Source organism: Polynucleobacter sp. P1-05-14 (genome assembly GCF_018881675.1).
In the GTDB taxonomy this organism is placed as follows: domain Bacteria; phylum Pseudomonadota; class Gammaproteobacteria; order Burkholderiales; family Burkholderiaceae; genus Polynucleobacter.
The window spans coordinates 49,562-67,399 of sequence record NZ_JACVPV010000008.1 but is presented as its reverse complement, the minus strand read 5'-3'; the positions used below and the strand labels follow the sequence as shown (position 1 = coordinate 67,399).

Below are 17,838 nucleotides of genomic sequence, written 5' to 3'. Positions count from 1 at the left end.
ATTCATTCTTATTAGGACTTAAATCATGGCAAAAGCACTAGAAGGGGTCAAAATCCTCGACTTTACGCACGTTCAATCAGGCCCAACCTGCACTCAGTTGCTGGCTTGGTTTGGTGCAGACGTCATCAAAGTAGAAAAATCCGGTGAAGGCGATGCAACACGCGGTCAATTGCGTGACATTCCTGATGCAGATAGTTTGTATTTCACGATGCTGAACCATAACAAGCGCTCCATTACCGTGAATACCAAAACCCAAAAGGGTAAAGAAATTCTAGAGCGCCTCATTAAAGAGTGCGACGTACTGGTTGAGAACTTTGCACCAGGCGCACTCGACCGCATGGGATTTTCTTGGGAGCGCATTCAGGAACTCAATCCGATGATGATCATGGCTTCCGTAAAAGGCTTTGGCCCTGGTCCATACGAAGATTGCAAGGTGTATGAGAACGTAGCGCAGTGCGCTGGTGGTTCTGCATCAACTACTGGTTTTGATGACGGTCCTCCAATGGTAACCGGTGCACAAATTGGTGATAGCGGAACAGGCTTGCATTTAGCGCTCGGTATTGTTACAGCTCTATACCAACGCACTCACTCTGGGCGTGGTCAGAAAGTATTAGCGGCGATGCAAGATGCCGTATTGAATTTGTGCCGCGTGAAGTTGCGTGATCAACAACGTTTAGAGCGCGTTGGTCTGATGCAAGAATATCCACAGTTCCCGAATGGTGAGTTTGGTGACGCCGTACCCCGCGCCGGCAATGCTTCTGGTGGCGGTCAGCCTGGTTGGATCGTTAAGTGTAAGGGCTGGGAAACAGATCCAAATGCCTATATGTATGTGATCGTACAAGCCCCAGTTTGGGAAGCTGTTTGTAAAGTAATCGGTCGTGAAGATTGGATTACCGATGTGCGTTTTGCATCGCCAATGGCACGCTTGCCGCACTTGATGGAAATCTTCGGTGAGATCGAAAAGTGGACTATGACGATGACGAAGTTTGAAGTCATGGATGTTCTTAATAAATATGACATCCCATGCGGTCCAATTCTGTCCATGAAAGAGATTGCTGAAGAGCCTGCATTACGCGCGACTGGGACAGTGGTTGAGGTGGATCATCCAATTCGTGGCAAGTACCTTACTGTTGGCAACCCAATTAAGTTGTCCGATAGTCCAACTGACGTAGAGCGTTCACCCTTACTTGGAGAGCATACTGATGAGATTCTCAGTGAGCTCGGTTACTCAACCGATGAATTGATCGCATTACGTCACGAGAAGGTGATCTAAGATGCGTGTTGCTTTGATTGGGAGTGCGGATTTTGGTAAGGCGGCGTTAGAAGCCTTTTTAGATCACGGCGACGAAGTGGTTGCTGTTTTCTGCCCACCCGATAATCCCAAATCAAGCAAACCCGAAGTCTTAAAAGAAGCTGCGTTAGCAAGGGGCTTAACCCCCTTGCAGTTTGCTTCACTGAAGGGTCCAGAGGCTGCCCAAGCCATGATTGACGCCAATGCCGATATCTGTGTAATGGCTTATGTGCTTCAGTTTGTGCCGCAAGAGCTTTGTAAGATTCCAAAGCATGGCACCATCCAATATCACCCATCCTTGCTACCTAAATATCGCGGTCCAAGCGCTATCAATTGGGCAATCGCATTAGGTGAAGAGAAAACAGGTTTAACTATCTTCCGCCCATCCGATGGCTTGGATGAAGGTGAAGTCATTTTGCAAAAAGAAGTAGCCATTGGACCCAATGACACCTTAGGCAAGATCTACTTTGATCATTTATTCCCGATCGGTGTACAAGCCCTCCTAGAGGCTGCTGATCTTGTAGTTGCAGGTAAGCATCAAGAAGTTGTTCAAGATGAATCACAGGCCAACTATGAAGGCTGGTTTGATGTGAATGCTGCACAGATTCATTGGGCGACTCATATTAGTCAAATCTATAACCTGATTCGCGCATGTAATCCAGCGCCAGGTGCTTGGACAAGGTTTGGCGAGCAAAAAGTGCAGATCTTCGATTGCCACAAACACGTAGCTGCTACATTTGGTGCCGTTAAAGGTAAGCCTGGTGAAGTAACCCAAATCACGCTAGATTCTTTCTTCGTAACCTGCCACGGTGGACAGATTGAAGTCCTGAAGGCTAAAGGTGCTGCGGGCAAAGTCACTGGTGCTGAATTGGCTAAAGAGCTGAATCTAGAAGTAGGGCGGTTCTTTATTCTTTAGATCGGTTGGCAAACAACCCAATGACGGCATGAATTGTGATGTTCTGCAATTCCTGCCAAAGAATCATCATTTGCAAACAGCCTTTCTGCCAATATCTTTTGATGAAATACTTTTCATTGTGCCGCTTCTGATCTTGGTGCATTATTGGTCAGATTTACGGAATGTTTTTAAGCTTAATTGCCCCGATTTTTACTACAAGGATTTTGTCTATGAAACGCCGATTTTTGCTATTACTGATTTGTGCCCTAAGCCTAGGAATGGTTGCCTGCTCTAAGGGGACGAATTCAAGTGAAATTAAGGTAGCCGTATCGCCTGCGTCACCACCAATGCTATTTGATCAAAATGGTCAGATTGTTGGCGTCGATATGGATATTTTCCAGGGCTATTGCAAATCCCGTGGCTGCACTTTAAAAGTAACTCCTTATGATTGGCAGGGAATGCTTGGTGCTGTTTCAAGCGGTCAAGCCGATGTTGCCTTTTCTGGCATCTCAATCACGGATAAGCGCAAAGAGGCGATGGATTTTTCTCAGCCTTATTACGATAACTCTTGGCATCTCGTAAGTCTTAAAAGTAAGAACATTAAGATTACGGACTTAAATCAACTCAAGAAATATTCGATTGGCTACCCGCGTGGTATGGCCTATGATGACTTAATCAGAAATGAGCTGGAACCTAAGGGTTACTACTCTTTGAGTAAGGTAAAGCTTTATCCCTCATATGCTGAGGTGGTAACTGATCTGCAGAATGGCAATATTGATTTAGCATTTATTGAAGAGCCCGTGTTCTTAAATTACGAAAACAAGCTAAAGCTTCCATTGGAAAGTGCCTATGTATTCAAGGGTTACGATAAGTTGGGATTTGCTTTTGCCAAGGGCTCCAAGTTACGTGATGACTTTGATAAGTACTTAACGGAGTTAGGGCCAGAAAAAATTCAAGCGATCTTAGATAAGTGGATGAAGTAATCCTCTAGTAAAAGTTCGTCATGAGTCTTTTAGGTATTCTGCTAGAACTCTGTAAGGGTGTTGTCTACACCGTTATCGTGACATTGGTTTGTAGTATGACCGGCCTTGTTGTCGGTCTACTCCTTTCTAGCCTACATAGACTCTCTATCAGAAGCGTTTCTTTTCTAATTGATATCTATACCTACATCTTTCGTGGTGTTCCAGTACTCGTTCTCCTATTCATGGTGTACTTTGGTCTTCCTGGGATAGGTATTAAGCCGCCACCCTTAATGGCGATGGCGCTTAGTCTGGGTTTGGTAGGCGGCGCCTACTTAACGGAAGTCTTTCGTGGGGCATTTAATTCTGTCGATCCAGCTGAAATAGTTGCTGCACGGGCAATGGGCATGAGTCGTATCCAGGTGCTTCGATATATTGAAATTCCACAGATGCTCCGTTTCTCCATTCCCGGCATGGTCAATGAATTTACTTCCGTGCTGAAATATTCTCCTTTTGCTTATACCGTAGGTATTCCAGAAATCACTAAGGAAGCCATGACATTAACAGCTAACACCCTAAAGGGAATTGATGTTTATCTGATGGTTGGAGTTCTTTATTTTGTGATTTATCGGATCTTATTATTCGGCGTTCAGTTGATTCAAAAACATTATGAGATTCCAGGCATGAAAGAAGTTGCTGTATGACGGTGATTTCCATTCGAGACCTCACTAAGGAATTTGAGGGTCATTTAGTTCTCTCTGGGATTAACCTAGACTTGCAGCAAGGTGAGGTGAAGGTCCTGATGGGCTCTTCTGGAAGCGGAAAATCAACCCTCTTGAGGTGCTTAAATCGCTTAGTAGAGCCTACCTCCGGATCAATTCAGTTCAAGGGTAATGAGATCTTGGGCCCGAATGTAGATGTGCGGCAATTACGCGAGCAAATTGGCTTTGTGTTTCAGCAATTTGCTTTGTATAGCCATCTCACTGCCTTAGAAAATGTCACATTAGCATTGCGTAAATTAGAGGGTATGGGGCTTAAAGAAGCCAATGAGAAGGCTTTACATGAGTTGTCTCGATTTGAGATGACGCCCCATCAAAGTAAGTACCCATCTCAATTATCCGGTGGACAGAAGCAGCGCGTTGCTATTGCACGAGCTTTAGCGATGGACCCAGCCGTATTGCTGTTGGATGAGCCAACCTCAGCACTCGATCCCATCATGTCTCGCGATGTTGGAGATCTCATAAATCGCCTGCATCGCAATGGAATCACCATGATTTGTGTAACTCATGACTTGGGTTTGGCAAGCGCCATTTCAGATCGGGTGCTATTTTTGGATAGGGGTGTTATTCGTGCAGATGAGCGTATTGATGTTCTTGCGAATAATCATTCCGACCCAGAGCTACGAGCTTTTTTTGGTAAGAGAGAGTAGTCATGGCAGGATCTTGGAGCGGTTTTGAGCGTGACCTTCTTGAGCAGATGCCGCTCATATTGGCTGGACTTTCTAATACCCTCCAATTAGCAGTTGTTATTAGTGTTACGGGATTTTTATTAGGTGTTTTTGTCTTCTATCTGACGCTCAGTAAAAATGTCCTTATCCGCAATGCCATTAATAGCTACATTTCCTTTTTTATTGGCATGCCCTTAATCGTGCTTTTGTTCTTAATGTATTACGGACTCCCTCAATGGGGGTCCGACTCAATCCATTTACAGTGGCAGTGATCGGATTTACCTTAAATGTGGCTGCTTACAATGCTGCATATCTAACAACGGCATTTAATGGCCTAGATAAGACCCAGTTGGAAGCTGCTAGAGCACAAGGCTTTGAGCCGTCACAGGTATTTCGTTTAATTACTCTGCCGCAAGTGTTGCGTACTTCAGTGCCAGCACTAACCAACCAGGTAATAGGCAACCTTAAAGACAGCTCGATTACGTTTTTGATTCAGTACACCGAGTTTTTTGCTCGAATGCAGGAGTTAGCCTCCACTAATTTTCAGTTTTTCAAAGCCTACTTACTCACCGCTTTAGTATATTTACTCTTAGTTTCCATTATTGTCTTGGTTGCCAGAATGATTGAGCGACGGGTGCTAATACCGATTAACTGAATTCAGCTAAATTTGTTTCACCAGAAATTGGATTTGTATGGAAAGTCATCATAAATTAGAGCGCGGTTTAGGTCAGCGACAAATCGAAATGATCGCTATCGGTGGCTGTATTGGCACCGGCTTATTTATGGGCTCTGGAAAGACCATATCGATTGCTGGCCCCAGCATCATTTTGATTTATGCCATCATTGGCTGCATCTTATATTTTGTGATGCGAGCTATGGGAGAGTTGCTCCTATCGAACCTCAATTACAAATCCTTTGTTGATTTTTCTGAAGACTTACTGGGGCCGTCAGCAGGATTTTTTATGGGCTGGACGTATTGGTTTGCTTGGATCGTTGCTGCGATTGCTGAGATTATTGCGATTACTGGCTATATTGCTTTCTGGTGGCCCAACTTACCCCCTTGGATATCCGCTCTTTCCATTGTGCTTTTATTGCTGACTCTGAATATTCTTAGTGTTAAGGCATTTGGGGAGCTAGAGTTTTGGTTAGCCATTATCAAAGTGGTCGCCATTATTAGTCTGATTGCTCTCGGGATTTATTTATGTATTACCGGCTTTGTTTCTCCGAGTGGCGTTACCGCTCATATCAGTAATCTATGGTCTTACGGAGGACTATTTCCCAATGGGGTCTCGGGCTTACTGGGAGGTCTGCAGACCGCAATCTTCGCATTTGCTGGTATGGAAATCATTGGCACCATGATGGCAGAAACAAAGGATCCAGAGCGAATGCTGCCGGATGCGATTCATAAAATTCCCTTCCGCATCATGATTTTCTATATTGGCACTGTCATGGTTTTAATGATGGTGACTCCTTGGGTGGATATCTCTCCTGACGAAAGTCCTTTTGTGGGTATGTTTTCGCTGGTGGGAATGGTAAGTGCCGCATCCTTGATCAACGGAGTGGTGATTAGTTCGGCTACTTCATCGAGCAATAGCGGCATCTACGCCACATCGCGCATGGTATATGGCCTGGCAAAGAATCATCATGCGCCATCCATCTTTGGAAAGTTATCTTCCCATAAGATTCCTACTGGAGGCATCTTTTTTGGAACGGGGCTTGTGCTATCGGCATCCCTCATACTGACAACCACACAGTCCATGATGAGCGCATTTGAATTGGTTGGTAGCGTAACAGCTATTCTCTTTATTTATATTTGGTCGATGATTTTGTTTGCCTATCTTGCGTATCGCAAGCGTTTACCCCAAGTTCATGATGAGTCGAAGTTTAAGACTCCTCTGGGTAAAACGATGGTTTATGTTGCATTTATATTTTTTGCTATTGTCATCTACGCTCTAGGCCTCAATGAGAACACACGCATTGCGCTGTACTTCTTGCCATTATGGTTTGTGCTGCTTGGTTTCTTCTACTGGTTTAAGACTCGTAGAAGCCTGAATCAGAAAGCGTTGATAGCAGCCTTTAAGAAAAAAGTCATCGAGCAAAATGCTGCTGCAAAAATATATAGAGCTCGATAGAGACATATGCAAACAGTGAATGCCTTAGTTGAGACTCTCAAGCTTCTGCGGCACCCTGAGGGTGGCTTTTATCGAGAAATGTATCGATCGCCAACCCTTGTTAGTGCTGATGGCGCGGGACATAAGAGCGCCTATACCAGTATTTATTATCTTCTGGCGGGTGAAGACTTTTCATCATGGCATCGCATTAAATCGGATGAGACTTGGTACTTTCATAGCGGCTGCGATGTCATCATCCACTTTTTTGATGAAAACAAAGAACTTCAAACCATTCAACTGGGGCTAGATTCGAAATGCTTGCAGGCCACTATTCCGGCCAATACTTGGTTTGCTGCCAAACCTATACATCAAGACTCGTTTTGCTTAGTTAGCTGTGCTGTAGCACCCGGATTTGAATTTGCAGATTTTGAAATTGGTCAGCGTGACAGCTTGTTAAGAGGGTTTGGTCACTCTGCACATAACATCAAAGCTATTGAGATCCTTACAAGGGCTTGATCAATATCTCGACCGACCCCAAGACTTAGATTTCGAGGTTATCAATCAAACGCGTTTTACCCAGCTTAGCTGCTGTCAGAATGACGAGGGGCTCATCAGCTTGCAGTTGCTCATTGCTTGCAGGTGCTAAGTCGCTTTGTTGACGAATGGCGATATAGTCCGGTTGCCAACCGCGTTTAGCTAAAGAGGCAACCGCTGTTTTTTCAATCTCAGAGATGGATTGACTGTTGCGATTGTTGAGTTGCAGCACGCGTTCACGAACTTCTTTTAAAGCTTTCATGAGTTCTGGAGCCTCTGCGCGCTCTTCAACTGAGAGGTAGCCATTGCGAGAGGAGAGGGCAAGGCCATCTTCTGCACGAATGGTTTCACCAGGAATAATGTCGACTGGTAGGGCAAACTGCTTAGCCATCTGACGAATGATCATCAGTTGTTGATAATCTTTTTTACCAAATATGGCAACCTTGGGCTGCACGCAAGAAAAGAGCTTTAATACAACAGTACAAACCCCCTTGAAGAAGCCTGGACGGAACTCGCCCTCAAGGATGTCGCCCAACTGCTGCGGTGGATCGACTCGATATTCTTGTGGCTGCGGATAAAGATCGCGCTCGGTAGGCGCAAATAAGATGTACACACCTTCTTTTTCAAGCTTATCAATATCCGCCTGCATAGTACGGGGGTAGCTATCGAAATCTTCGTTAGGACCAAACTGCAGGCGGTTCACAAAGATACTGGCTACTACAGGGTCACCATGTTGTCTTGCTAGGCGCATCAGCGAGAGGTGGCCTTCGTGAAGGTTACCCATCGTTGGAACAAACGAGGCACGGTTTTGACCTCTTAGATGGTCACGTAACTCTTGAATGTCACTGATGATTTTCATGCAACAGGTGTGTAGGCGAGACGCACATAAATTGGGGCATACGGCTCAGCTTGAGTAATTTCTACCAAAGCTTCACGTGAGAGTTCAAGCATTGCAATAAAGTTGACGATGACCACAGGAACACCTTTACCAGACTTGATAGCGTCTTCAAACAATTCACCAAACTCTACAAATTTAGTGCTTTGTAGGCGGCGCAAAATGCGCGTCATAAAGTCACGAACGGATAATTCTTCACGAGTAATCGTATGATGCTGAGTGAGTTTGGCGCGATGTAAAACGTCACGCCAAGCCATTTGCAAGTCTTCTACATTGACATCTGGCCACGCAATGGCGACGGTGGTATCCACGTAACCGTGTGCTACTTGGAAATCACGCCCTTGCTGTGGAATCTGATCGAGCTCTTGCGCTGCTAACTTCATACGCTCGTACTCTAAGAGGCGACGCACTAATTCTGCGCGCGGATCTTCTACTTCTTCTTCGCTATCTGCCTTCTTCATTGGCAGGAGCATGCGGGACTTAATTTCAATCAACATGGCGGCCATGAGTAGATACTCGGCAGCCAGTTCAAGGTTGTGATGGCGGATTTGATCAACATAGCTCAGGTACTGCTGAGTAACCTGTGCCATCGGAATATCGAGAACATTGAAGTTCTGTTTGCGAATCAAGTACAGCAATAGATCTAATGGACCTTCAAATGCCTCTAGAAAAACCTCTAAAGCATCTGGTGGAATATAAAGATCGGTAGGGAGCTTGAAAAGCGGTTCGCCATAGAGCTTGGCGAAAGCAGCCGACATTCCATCGGTAACTGATGGAGTGCTATCTAGTAAATCCGACATCGGCTGTGCGCTAGGCTCAGTCATTCGAATACACGTAGGCGCGTTGCTTGAGTTTTGCAGCTTTTGCGCGGCGCTGGTCTTCAACGCTTAATGGCTCTTTATCCCAAAGCAGGGCGCGACCAGCTTGCTGTTCGGCTTCGAGGTTTGGATGCTCTGTTTTGAGTTCAGTTAAGAACTGGGTGATTTCAGATTGATATCTTGCCATGGCATTTCCTAAAATACTCAATAAATTCAATAACTTATGAAATTAATCCGAAAAGTTATCTAAGGACTACAACCGCCATTATAGGTGCTTTTTAGGGGGCTTTTTACAAGTTTGCAGCCAGCAAAGCCTCAATTTGAGGGGCTTCAACCCGGGTCATGAGGTGCTTATAGGGCTTGATAGGGTTCTTACTGGAAAGCGGGGTATTAATGTCTGACCAGGAAAGGGGTGGCAAGGAGAAGAATTCTTCAACTCCAGCTGCTACATGAGGAATCACTGGCTTAAGGTACAGACTCATCATCCGGAATGCCTCCAGGGTAATACTGCAAACTCGCTGTAAATCTGCTTCACGTTCTGGATCTTTAGCGATTTCCCACGGCTTGTTCTCATCTACAAAGCCGTTAACTTTGTCAGCCAACTCCATCACGGTACGCAATGCTTTTGCATATTCGCGTCCCTCATAGAGTTCAGCAATTTTTTCGCTAGCACCAGCAATCTCTTTGAGTAGTGGATTACTCATCGCTTCATCAGAAACTACGCCATCAAATCGCTTCACTAAGAAGCCTGCGCTACGACTTGCAATGTTGATGTACTTACCGAGTAAGTCACTATTCACTCGTGCAACAAAGTCTTGAAGATTTAAATCTAAATCTTCCATGCTGTCATTGAGCTTAGTTGCGAAGTAGTAGCGGAACCACTCAGGATTAAAGCCGCACTCAATCACGCTATTGGCAGATATTAAAGTGCCGCGTGACTTACTCATCTTCTCGCCATCAACCGTTAAGAAGCCATGAGCAAATACATTGGTTGGCGTGCGATAACCGGCAAACTTCAAAGTAGCAGGCCAGAATAAGGTGTGGAAATACAGAATATCTTTGCCGATGAAATGGTATTGCTCGGTAGTAGTATCTGGCTTAACCCACTCATCAAAATTAAGGCCTTTAGCTTGGCAGTAATTGAGGAAGCTAGCATAATAGCCAATCGGGGCATCAAGCCACACATAAAAGTACTTACCTGGTGCATCCGGGATCTCAAACCCGAAATACGGGGCATCGCGGGAGATATCCCAGTCGCCCAGCTTGCTTTCGCCAGGCTGGCCAACCCATTCTTTCATCTTATTGCGAGCTTCTGGCTGCAGCGGTGTTTTAACTTGCGTCCAGTCGCGTAAAAACTCTTCGCAACGTGGATCAGACAACTTAAAGAAGTAGTGATCCGAAATCTTTTTAATAGGTGTTGCACCGCTTACTACTGAGAAAGGATTCTTCAGGTCTGTAGGTGAGTACGTTGCACCACACTTTTCGCAGTTATCGCCGTATTGATCTTTGGCGCCGCACTTAGGACATTCACCTTTGATGAAACGATCCGGTAAGAACATTTCTTTAACAGGATCGTAAGCTTGCTCAATCGCACGCTTTTCAATCAAGCCAGCATCACGCAGCTTGAGATAAATACTTTGCGCTAACTTCTCATTCTCGGGACTATCTGTAGTGTAGTAGTTATCAAATGAGATGAGGAAGTTATCAAAATCGCGCTTATGTTCTTTCCAAACATTAGCAATCAGTTCTTTAGGGGTAATGCCCTCTTTTTCAGCGCGCAACATGATGGGGGTGCCATGTGTGTCATCAGCGCCAACATAGTGAACCTCATGACCACGCATTCTTTGAAAGCGCACCCAAATATCAGTCTGAACGTATTCCACCAAATGACCGATATGGATCTGACCATTGGCATACGGCAGGGCGGAGGTAACAAGAAGGCGGCGTTGAGAACTGCTCATGTAATACAGACTTAAATAAGAAGGTAAGGGGGGTTATTTGGGGTACAGCACTCAATTATGCTGGCTAATGCACTGATTTTAGTCTGCGGTTAAAGTAAGACTCCTCGGAGTGTTCCTAAACCCCGATAAAATTGAGTTCAGCCCGACCTTAGAGAGTATTTTATGGCAGCAAAACCAACCATTCAGATGTCTTGTGCTTCCGTGCCCTTGGTGCACGAGGTCGAGGTCTTGGATGAGCTGGGACGCCTTAAAACTACCCATATTCCTGGGGAGCGCCCTTTAACCATATATTTGGATAAGCGTGAAGTGGTGACGCTGATGACTTTGGGGAGTGCCCCAGAAGCATTGGTCTTAGGTTACCTGCGTAATCAGCGCCTTGTGGAGTCTTCTGATGACATTGAAAGTATTCAGGTTGATTGGGAGACCGATTCAGCCGCTGTTAAAACCCGGCGGAGTACGGTAGATATTGATGCCCTGACGAGCAAGCGGGTAGTAACGACAGGTTGCGGTCAGGGAACCATGTTTGGTGGTTTGATTGAGGAGATGGATACGATTCAGCTTCCCGAAGGTCCGGCGCTATCCCAGGAGGCAATAGTTGCCTTGATTGACTCCATTCGGATTCACGACTCGATTTATAAGAAGTCCGGCTCGGTTCATGCCTGTGCAGTTTTTGAGCGAGACGGCAATGAAGGTGTACGCCTCCTCCACTTCATTGAGGATGTGGGTCGGCATAATGCGGTTGACTCGATTTCTGGTTTGATGTGGTTGGCCAATAAACCTGGCAAGGATTTGATTTTCTTTACTACTGGGCGCCTGACCTCGGAGATGGTGATCAAGGGGGCTCAGATGGGTATTCCTTTCCTCCTGACCCGCTCGGGCGTGACCTTGATGGGTCTGGAGCTGGCGCGTAAAACCAATCTCACCATCCTCTCTCGCTGCTCTGGCAAACACTTTGAGATCTATAACGCCCCGGAGAGGGTCGTTTTTAGCCAAAAACCCCTATAAATTCGTCGGTAGGTGAGGGCGAAGGTTTTACAATTCGGTCATGACTATTAAATCAGACCACTGGATCCGCCGCATGGGCGAGCAAGGCATGATCAGCCCATTTGAGCCTGGACAAGTTCGCCAAGACGCCGCCGGCAACAAAATTGTTAGTTATGGCACTTCAAGTTATGGCTATGACATTCGTTGTGCAGACGAATTCAAAATCTTTACGAATATCAATAGCACCATTGTTGATCCGAAGAATTTCGATGAACAATCCTTCGTCGACTTCAAGGGTGATGTTTGCATCATTCCACCAAATTCTTTTGCATTGGCAAGAACGGTTGAGTACTTCAGGATTCCGCGCAGCGTATTAACCGTTTGCGTTGGTAAGAGTACTTATGCTCGCTGCGGCATTATTGTGAACGTCACTCCATTTGAACCTGAGTGGGAAGGCTATGTCACTTTAGAGTTTTCAAACACCACACCATTGCCTGCCAAAATTTATGCGGGTGAAGGTTGTGCACAAGTACTCTTCTTTGAGAGTGACGAAGTCTGTGGCACATCATATAAAGATCGCGGTGGTAAGTATCAAGGTCAGCGGGGCGTTACCCTGCCTAAGACCTAAGCCATTACGGCAGTGCGTAAATTTCTATTTAATCGCCGTCCATCGCGGATTAATCTAGAAGAATATCGCGCTTCGCTCTCGCGCTCAGAAATGGCGCGACCAGAGAATAATTTCTACCATTGGCTGCTAGGTACTACCTGGACTAGCTTTATGTTACTAGTTGTCTTTGTATATCTCGGCACAAACCTTTTATTTGCTTTTGCATATATCGCATGTGGGGATGGCGCGATTACTAATTCACGATCAGACTCTCTGTTAGACGTCTTTTTCTTTAGTGTGCAAACCATGGCAACTATCGGCTATGGCCGAATGACTCCGGTTGGTAGTTGGCCTAATGCGATTGTGACGTTTGAAGCATTTTTTGGGATTGTGTACTCCGCATTAACTACGGGCCTGGCCTTTGCGCGCTTTACCAGGCCTACTGCAGGTATACGTTTCTCTAAAGTAGCCGTGGTTGGTAATCATGACGGCATCAAGACATTGAAGTTCCGAGTAGCCAATGATCGCAGCTCCCATATTGTGGAGGCGCAGTTACGCTTATGGCTCATTGCAGAAAGTATGACAACCGAGGGTGAGCGCTATCGTCGATCCGTTGAATTGCAGCTCCATCGCTCCGAGAGTCCAGTCTTTTCCTTGACCTGGACGGCGATGCATAGCGTAGATGAGGCAAGTCCACTAAAAGATTTCTTGGGTAAAGCGGAATTAAATGGCCATTGGCACCTTTTGATTACCTTTACGGGGTATCACGAGAGCTTAGCCAATCAAGTCTATGCCCGCCATGTTTACTTACCAAGAGATGTGCAGCAAAATGCGACTTTTGTCGATATAGTCACGGTTTCGCCAGACGGCGGCCGGATAATAGATTTAGCCAACTTTGAGAAGTGGGTTCCGAATGTCTCGGATAAATTAGCAGGGGAGTTTTTATGAAATTTCGTTTTCCAATCATCATTATTGATGAAGACTTCCGCTCCGAAAATATTTCGGGCTCGGGAATTCGTGACCTCGCTGAGGCGATTGAGAATGAAGGCATGGAAGTTATTGGTTTAACTAGCTATGGTGACCTAACTTCATTTGCTCAGCAAGCTTCTCGTGCATCATCATTCATCGTCTCTATTGATGATGAGGAGTTTGATGCTGACTCTGAAGATAATGATCTTCCAGCATTAAATAACTTGCGCGCTTTTATTACTGAAGTGCGTAAACGTAATGAAGATATCCCTATCTTCTTGTATGGCGAGACACGTACCTCACGTCATATGCCCAATGACATCTTGCGCGAGTTGCACGGTTTCATTCATATGAATGAAGACACTCCAGAATTCGTGGCACGTCATATTATTCGTGAAGCCAAGGTGTATTTGGATTCTCTGGCTCCTCCATTTTTCCGTGCGTTAACTAACTATGCCTCTGAAGGGTCTTATTCTTGGCATTGCCCAGGTCACTCTGGTGGTGTTGCTTTCTTAAAGAGCCCGGTAGGACGAATGTTCCATCAGTTCTTTGGTGAGAATATGTTGCGCGCTGACGTCTGTAACGCCGTGGAAGAGCTGGGTCAACTTCTGGACCATACGGGCCCAGTGCTGCAGAGCGAGCGCAATGCGGCACGCATCTTCAATGCCGATCATTTGTTCTTCGTTACCAATGGCACATCGACATCAAACAAGATTGTTTGGCACTCTACGGTTGCTCCTGGCGACGTGGTCCTAGTTGACCGTAATTGTCATAAGTCTGTGATTCATTCCATCACCATGATGGGCGCGATTCCTATCTTCTTGATGCCTACTCGTAATCACTTGGGCATTATTGGCCCAATCCCGAAAGAAGAGTTTGAGTGGAAAAACATCAAGAAGAAAATTGATGCAAATCCGTTCATCAAGGACAAGAATGTCGTGCCACGTGTTATGACGCTCACACAAAGTACTTATGACGGCATTGTTTATAACGTTGAGATGATTAAAGAGATGCTGGACGGCAAGGTAGACTCCTTGCATTTCGATGAGGCATGGTTGCCGCATGCCGCCTTCCATCCTTTCTATAAAGACATGCATGCCATTGGTTCGGATCGTAAGCGTACAAAGAAGAGTTTGATGTTCGCAACCCAGTCCACCCACAAGTTACTGGCTGGTTTATCCCAGGCATCACAGGTGTTGGTACAGGATGCTGAAGATACTAAGTTGGATCGTGATTGCTTCAATGAAGCCTACTTAATGCATACCTCTACCAGTCCTCAGTACGCCATCATTGCTTCATGCGACGTTTCTGCGGCCATGATGGAGTCTCCTGGCGGCACGACGCTAGTTGAAGAGTCTATTGCTGAAGCAATGGACTTCCGCCGCGCGATGCGCGAGGTGGATGATAAGTTTGGCGCTGACTGGTGGTTCAAGGTCTGGGGCCCGGATCACTTAGCGGAGGAGGGGATTGGCGAGCGCTCTGATTGGATCTTGGAGCCATCTGCTGCTTGGCATGACTTTGGCAAATTAGCCAAAGACTTCAACATGCTTGATCCTATTAAGGCTACAGTGGTTACGCCTGGTTTGGATATCGAAGGTAACTTTGGCTCTATGGGCATTCCTGCAAGTATTGTGACTAAGTATCTTGCTGAGCATGGCGTAATCGTAGAGAAGTGCGGTCTCTACTCCTTCTTCATCATGTTCACGATCGGCATTACTAAAGGCCGTTGGAACACGCTTGTAACCGAGCTACAGCAATTCAAGGATCACTTTGATAAAAATGCACCCTTGTGGAAGGTATTGCCTGAGTTTGTCACCAAACACCCACGCTACGAGCGCGTTGGCTTAAAAGATATTTGCCAGCAAATTCATGAGTTCTATAAGGGTCGTGATGTGGCACGCATGACTACTGAGATGTATACCTCAGATATGGTTCCTGCCATGATGCCTTCAGAGGCATGGGCAAAGATGGCACACAAAGAAGTAGATCGTGTGCCGCTGGATCAATTGGAGGGGCGTGTAACTGCCATGTTGGTTACTCCTTATCCTCCGGGCATTCCGCTTCTGATTCCGGGGGAGCGCTTTAACAAACGCATCATTGACTACCTCTACTTCGCTAGAGACTTCAATGAGAAGTTCCCTGGATTTGAGACGGATATCCATGGACTCGTTAAAGCTAGCATCGATGGTAAGAGCGAGTACTACGTGGATTGCGTAAGGCAAGAGCGCGACATTACTCTGTAATCAACTCATATTTTGTATTAAAACGCCTCGTACTTGCGGGGCGTTTTATTTTGCCGGCTTATCCAGCTGAAACGTCACCGGAGCATCCTCATCTACCTTGGTTGTGGATGTATCAGGCTTGCTTTCTTCCCCGGTGAAATTAAAGTCTTGGCTTTGAACTACAGCAGCAGGCTTATCTAGGAGAGTTGTAACTAAGGCCGGGAATACCATCACCAGCACAACCATTACTAACTGTAGACCTACCCAAGGCAGGGCACCCCAATAGATATCACTACTCTTCACTTCTTTCGGTGCTACACCTCTGAGGTAGAAAAGGGTAAAACCAAACGGCGGATGCATAAAAGAAGTCTGCATATTCACACAGAGCATGACCCCAAACCACACTAGTGCTGCACTGGCTGCTGCTTGAGGATTGCCATTCATGGAATCGAGCAATACCGGTGAAAGTAATTTCACTGCTACTGGTGCCAACATCGGCACCACGATGAAGGCGATTTCAAAGAAGTCTAAGAAGAAAGCTAGGAAGAAAACAAATAAATTAACTACGATCAGAAAGCCAATCCAACCACCAGGAAGATTGGAGAAAAGCTCTTCTACCCAGAAGCCACCATCTATTCCTTGAAAGACGACAGAGAAGCAAGTAGATCCAATTAGAATAAAAACCACCATGGCAGTAATACGCATGGTGTTTTGATAAGCCTCTTGTACCAATCCTTTGAGATTAGGAATGCTTGCACGGCGTAGCCAAGCGAGAAGAAGTGCACCCATTGCACCCATAGCACCCGATTCTGTAGGGGTGGCAATACCAGTCATGATGGTGCCCAGAACCAGGAAGATCAGGACCGCTGATGGGATGATTCCTAGGAGGCATTTTTTCCAAAGGGCCCAGCCTTTAAGTGTGAGATCGCTTTCAGGTACAGGCGGCAGATAGTCGGGGCGAACACGACTCAGGAAGAATGTATATAGAGCAAAGAGGGCGATCTGCAAAAGCGATGGACCCCATGCGCCGAGATACATGCTGCCCACATCTGCACTGCCGCTTTGTGTTTTAAGTTGGTCCGCCAACACAATCAATACCAATGATGGGGGCACCAGCTGCGTAATCGTTCCAGAGGCCGCTAAAACGCCTGTAGCGTAGCGCATGTTGTAGCCGTAACGCATCATCACCGGCAAAGAAATCATTGCCATAGCGATCACCTGAGCAGCGACAGTGCCAGTGATGGCACCCAAGATAAAGCCAACGATGATGATGGAGTAACCAAGGCCGCCACGAACGCGCCCAAACAGTTGGCCCATCGAGTCGAGCATTTCTTCTGCGAGGCCGCAGCGCTCTAAAATAGCGCCCATGAAAGTGAAGAAGGGAATGGCTAGCAGTAGATCATTGGCGAGCACGCTACCAAAGATGCGTTGCGGAATAGCTTGCAAAAATGGGAGGCCAAAGAAGCCTTCGCCAATCGCAATGGCTGAGAAAAATAATCCCGCAGCCATTAAAGAGAATGCAACCGGGAAGCCGATTAACATAAAGACAATCAGCCCACCAAACATCAAGGGTGGCATCCACTCTAATGGAATCATTGCATCGGCTTTTCGTAATGGAGATCTTCGGCGGGGAGGGTTGTTTTACCCTGTAACGCGCTGATACGCTTAATGATTTCTGACACACCTTGCAGGCTCAGCATCAAAAACCCAAAGGGTACTACAAACTTAATGGGGTAACGTGCTAAGCCACCAGAGTTCAGTGAATGCTCCGTTACCAGCCATGATGGGTAAAAGAGTGTTGTCCAGGAGAGCCAAGCAAATAAGAGGCAGGCTGGCATTAAAAAGAATGCCAAGCCAAAAAGATCAACCCACAAGCGCCCGCGATCAGAAAGTTGTGAGTAAATTAAATCTACCCTGACATGTTCATTGCGTTTAAGTGTGTAAGACGTGCCGAGCATAACTGCAGCAGCGAAGAGATACCATTGAAGTTCTAATGGCCAGTTGTTGCTGACATCGAATCCATAGCGCAGCAGGGCATTGAGTGCTGACACGACACAAGACAGCAAAATCATGATACTGGCTGCCTTGCCCAGAAGCTGGTTTACGTAGTCAATCCCCGCAGAGAGTTTGGACCAAAACCCCATG

At 46.1% G+C, this 17,838-nt stretch carries 19 protein-coding genes; 13 read left to right on the top strand and 6 right to left on the bottom strand.

Annotated elements, in window-relative coordinates:
- The first annotated feature begins 25 nt into the window (after nt 1-25).
- The 9 genes from frc to ICN37_RS06175 all read left to right on the top strand — a co-directional run bounded on the left by frc (nt 26) and on the right by ICN37_RS06175 (nt 7,219).
- Nucleotides 26-1,273 carry a formyl-CoA transferase gene (gene frc, locus ICN37_RS06215; protein ID WP_215320395.1) on the top strand — a complete coding sequence of 416 codons (1,248 nt, stop codon included), beginning with the start codon at nt 26-28 and terminating at the stop codon, nt 1,271-1,273.
- A 1-nt stretch (nt 1,274) separates the two neighbouring features.
- Complete coding sequence (locus ICN37_RS06210; protein WP_216155725.1) at nt 1,275-2,207, top strand: methionyl-tRNA formyltransferase; 933 nt, start codon at nt 1,275-1,277, stop codon at nt 2,205-2,207.
- 209 nt (nt 2,208-2,416) lie between these two features.
- Entirely contained in the window at nt 2,417-3,169 is a 753-nt protein-coding gene (locus tag ICN37_RS06205) for a transporter substrate-binding domain-containing protein (RefSeq protein WP_215320391.1), read from the top strand.
- A gap of 20 nt (nt 3,170-3,189) precedes the next feature.
- Nucleotides 3,190-3,849: an amino acid ABC transporter permease gene (locus tag ICN37_RS06200; protein ID WP_215320389.1), complete on the top strand. Its 660-nt coding sequence runs from the start codon at nt 3,190-3,192 to the stop codon at nt 3,847-3,849.
- Entirely contained in the window at nt 3,846-4,574 is a 729-nt protein-coding gene (locus ICN37_RS06195; protein ID WP_216155722.1) for an amino acid ABC transporter ATP-binding protein, read from the top strand. The genes ICN37_RS06200 and ICN37_RS06195 overlap by 4 nt, the downstream gene beginning before the upstream one ends.
- Nucleotides 4,575-4,576: 2 nt before the next feature.
- The gene (locus ICN37_RS06190) at nt 4,577-4,864 is read left to right on the top strand and encodes an ABC transporter permease subunit (protein ID WP_216155719.1); all 288 of its coding nucleotides are present in this window, start codon (nt 4,577-4,579) and stop codon (nt 4,862-4,864) included.
- Complete coding sequence (locus tag ICN37_RS06185; RefSeq protein ID WP_216155716.1) at nt 4,828-5,247, top strand: ABC transporter permease subunit; 420 nt, start codon at nt 4,828-4,830, stop codon at nt 5,245-5,247. Before ICN37_RS06190 ends, ICN37_RS06185 begins: the two co-directional genes overlap by 37 nt.
- A gap of 37 nt (nt 5,248-5,284) precedes the next feature.
- Nucleotides 5,285-6,724, top strand: a complete 1,440-nt coding sequence (locus ICN37_RS06180) for an amino acid permease (protein WP_216155713.1) — start codon at nt 5,285-5,287, stop codon at nt 6,722-6,724.
- A 6-nt stretch (nt 6,725-6,730) separates the two neighbouring features.
- On the top strand, nt 6,731-7,219 hold the full coding sequence (locus tag ICN37_RS06175; protein ID WP_215320381.1) for a cupin domain-containing protein: 489 nt from the start codon (nt 6,731-6,733) through the stop codon (nt 7,217-7,219).
- A gap of 25 nt (nt 7,220-7,244) precedes the next feature.
- On the opposite strand, the gene panC is transcribed toward ICN37_RS06175, so the two are convergent.
- The 4 genes from panC to metG all read right to left on the bottom strand — a co-directional run bounded on the left by panC (nt 7,245) and on the right by metG (nt 10,911).
- Nucleotides 7,245-8,096: a pantoate--beta-alanine ligase gene (gene panC / locus ICN37_RS06170; protein WP_216155709.1), complete on the bottom strand. Its 852-nt coding sequence runs from the start codon at nt 8,094-8,096 to the stop codon at nt 7,245-7,247.
- Nucleotides 8,093-8,956 (bottom strand): ScpA family protein, encoded by an 864-nt coding sequence (locus ICN37_RS06165; protein WP_215320375.1) that lies wholly within the window; start codon nt 8,954-8,956, stop codon nt 8,093-8,095. Before ICN37_RS06165 ends, panC begins: the two co-directional genes overlap by 4 nt.
- Nucleotides 8,949-9,137: a DUF3460 family protein gene (locus ICN37_RS06160; protein ID WP_215320373.1), complete on the bottom strand. Its 189-nt coding sequence runs from the start codon at nt 9,135-9,137 to the stop codon at nt 8,949-8,951. Before ICN37_RS06160 ends, ICN37_RS06165 begins: the two co-directional genes overlap by 8 nt.
- Before the next feature lie 103 nt (nt 9,138-9,240).
- The gene (metG, locus tag ICN37_RS06155; protein WP_216155706.1) at nt 9,241-10,911 is read right to left on the bottom strand and encodes a methionine--tRNA ligase; all 1,671 of its coding nucleotides are present in this window, start codon (nt 10,909-10,911) and stop codon (nt 9,241-9,243) included.
- Between the two features lie 162 nt (nt 10,912-11,073).
- On the opposite strand from metG, the gene ICN37_RS06150 reads away from it, so the two are divergent.
- The 4 genes from ICN37_RS06150 to ICN37_RS06135 are packed head-to-tail and all read left to right on the top strand — an operon-like array spanning nt 11,074 to nt 15,714.
- Entirely contained in the window at nt 11,074-11,916 is an 843-nt protein-coding gene (locus ICN37_RS06150; RefSeq protein ID WP_216155704.1) for a formate dehydrogenase accessory sulfurtransferase FdhD, read from the top strand.
- 40 nt (nt 11,917-11,956) lie between these two features.
- On the top strand, nt 11,957-12,523 hold the full coding sequence (dcd, locus tag ICN37_RS06145; protein WP_216155701.1) for a dCTP deaminase: 567 nt from the start codon (nt 11,957-11,959) through the stop codon (nt 12,521-12,523).
- Between the two features lie 12 nt (nt 12,524-12,535).
- Nucleotides 12,536-13,450: an ion channel gene (locus ICN37_RS06140; RefSeq protein WP_216155698.1), complete on the top strand. Its 915-nt coding sequence runs from the start codon at nt 12,536-12,538 to the stop codon at nt 13,448-13,450.
- Complete coding sequence (locus ICN37_RS06135; protein WP_216155695.1) at nt 13,447-15,714, top strand: arginine/lysine/ornithine decarboxylase; 2,268 nt, start codon at nt 13,447-13,449, stop codon at nt 15,712-15,714. Before ICN37_RS06140 ends, ICN37_RS06135 begins: the two co-directional genes overlap by 4 nt.
- Nucleotides 15,715-15,759: 45 nt before the next feature.
- Here ICN37_RS06135 and ICN37_RS06130 read toward each other — a convergent pair whose 3' ends face one another.
- Nucleotides 15,760-17,289 carry a TRAP transporter large permease subunit gene (locus ICN37_RS06130; RefSeq protein WP_216155692.1) on the bottom strand — a complete coding sequence of 510 codons (1,530 nt, stop codon included), beginning with the start codon at nt 17,287-17,289 and terminating at the stop codon, nt 15,760-15,762.
- Entirely contained in the window at nt 17,286-17,837 is a 552-nt protein-coding gene (locus ICN37_RS06125) for a TRAP transporter small permease subunit (RefSeq protein ID WP_215320358.1), read from the bottom strand. The genes ICN37_RS06130 and ICN37_RS06125 overlap by 4 nt, the downstream gene beginning before the upstream one ends.
- Nucleotide 17,838: the final 1 nt, after the last annotated feature.

What these genes read in the sequence shown, in the direction of transcription:
- frc (WP_215320395.1), top strand. Translation starts at nt 26, where the DNA reads ATGGCAAAAGCACTAGAAGGGGTCAAAATCCTCGACTTTACGCACGTT.
- ICN37_RS06210 (WP_216155725.1), top strand. Translation starts at nt 1,275, where the DNA reads ATGCGTGTTGCTTTGATTGGGAGTGCGGATTTTGGTAAGGCGGCGTTA.
- ICN37_RS06205 (WP_215320391.1), top strand. Translation starts at nt 2,417, where the DNA reads ATGAAACGCCGATTTTTGCTATTACTGATTTGTGCCCTAAGCCTAGGA.
- ICN37_RS06200 (WP_215320389.1), top strand. Translation starts at nt 3,190, where the DNA reads ATGAGTCTTTTAGGTATTCTGCTAGAACTCTGTAAGGGTGTTGTCTAC.
- ICN37_RS06195 (WP_216155722.1), top strand. Translation starts at nt 3,846, where the DNA reads ATGACGGTGATTTCCATTCGAGACCTCACTAAGGAATTTGAGGGTCAT.
- ICN37_RS06190 (WP_216155719.1), top strand. Translation starts at nt 4,577, where the DNA reads ATGGCAGGATCTTGGAGCGGTTTTGAGCGTGACCTTCTTGAGCAGATG.
- ICN37_RS06185 (WP_216155716.1), top strand. Translation starts at nt 4,828, where the DNA reads ATGGGGGTCCGACTCAATCCATTTACAGTGGCAGTGATCGGATTTACC.
- ICN37_RS06180 (WP_216155713.1), top strand. Translation starts at nt 5,285, where the DNA reads ATGGAAAGTCATCATAAATTAGAGCGCGGTTTAGGTCAGCGACAAATC.
- ICN37_RS06175 (WP_215320381.1), top strand. Translation starts at nt 6,731, where the DNA reads ATGCAAACAGTGAATGCCTTAGTTGAGACTCTCAAGCTTCTGCGGCAC.
- panC (WP_216155709.1), bottom strand. Translation starts at nt 8,096, where the DNA reads ATGAAAATCATCAGTGACATTCAAGAGTTACGTGACCATCTAAGAGGT.
- ICN37_RS06165 (WP_215320375.1), bottom strand. Translation starts at nt 8,956, where the DNA reads ATGACTGAGCCTAGCGCACAGCCGATGTCGGATTTACTAGATAGCACT.
- ICN37_RS06160 (WP_215320373.1), bottom strand. Translation starts at nt 9,137, where the DNA reads ATGGCAAGATATCAATCTGAAATCACCCAGTTCTTAACTGAACTCAAA.
- metG (WP_216155706.1), bottom strand. Translation starts at nt 10,911, where the DNA reads ATGAGCAGTTCTCAACGCCGCCTTCTTGTTACCTCCGCCCTGCCGTAT.
- ICN37_RS06150 (WP_216155704.1), top strand. Translation starts at nt 11,074, where the DNA reads ATGGCAGCAAAACCAACCATTCAGATGTCTTGTGCTTCCGTGCCCTTG.
- dcd (WP_216155701.1), top strand. Translation starts at nt 11,957, where the DNA reads ATGACTATTAAATCAGACCACTGGATCCGCCGCATGGGCGAGCAAGGC.
- ICN37_RS06135 (WP_216155695.1), top strand. Translation starts at nt 13,447, where the DNA reads ATGAAATTTCGTTTTCCAATCATCATTATTGATGAAGACTTCCGCTCC.
- ICN37_RS06130 (WP_216155692.1), bottom strand. Translation starts at nt 17,289, where the DNA reads ATGATTCCATTAGAGTGGATGCCACCCTTGATGTTTGGTGGGCTGATT.
- ICN37_RS06125 (WP_215320358.1), bottom strand. Translation starts at nt 17,837, where the DNA reads ATGGGGTTTTGGTCCAAACTCTCTGCGGGGATTGACTACGTAAACCAG.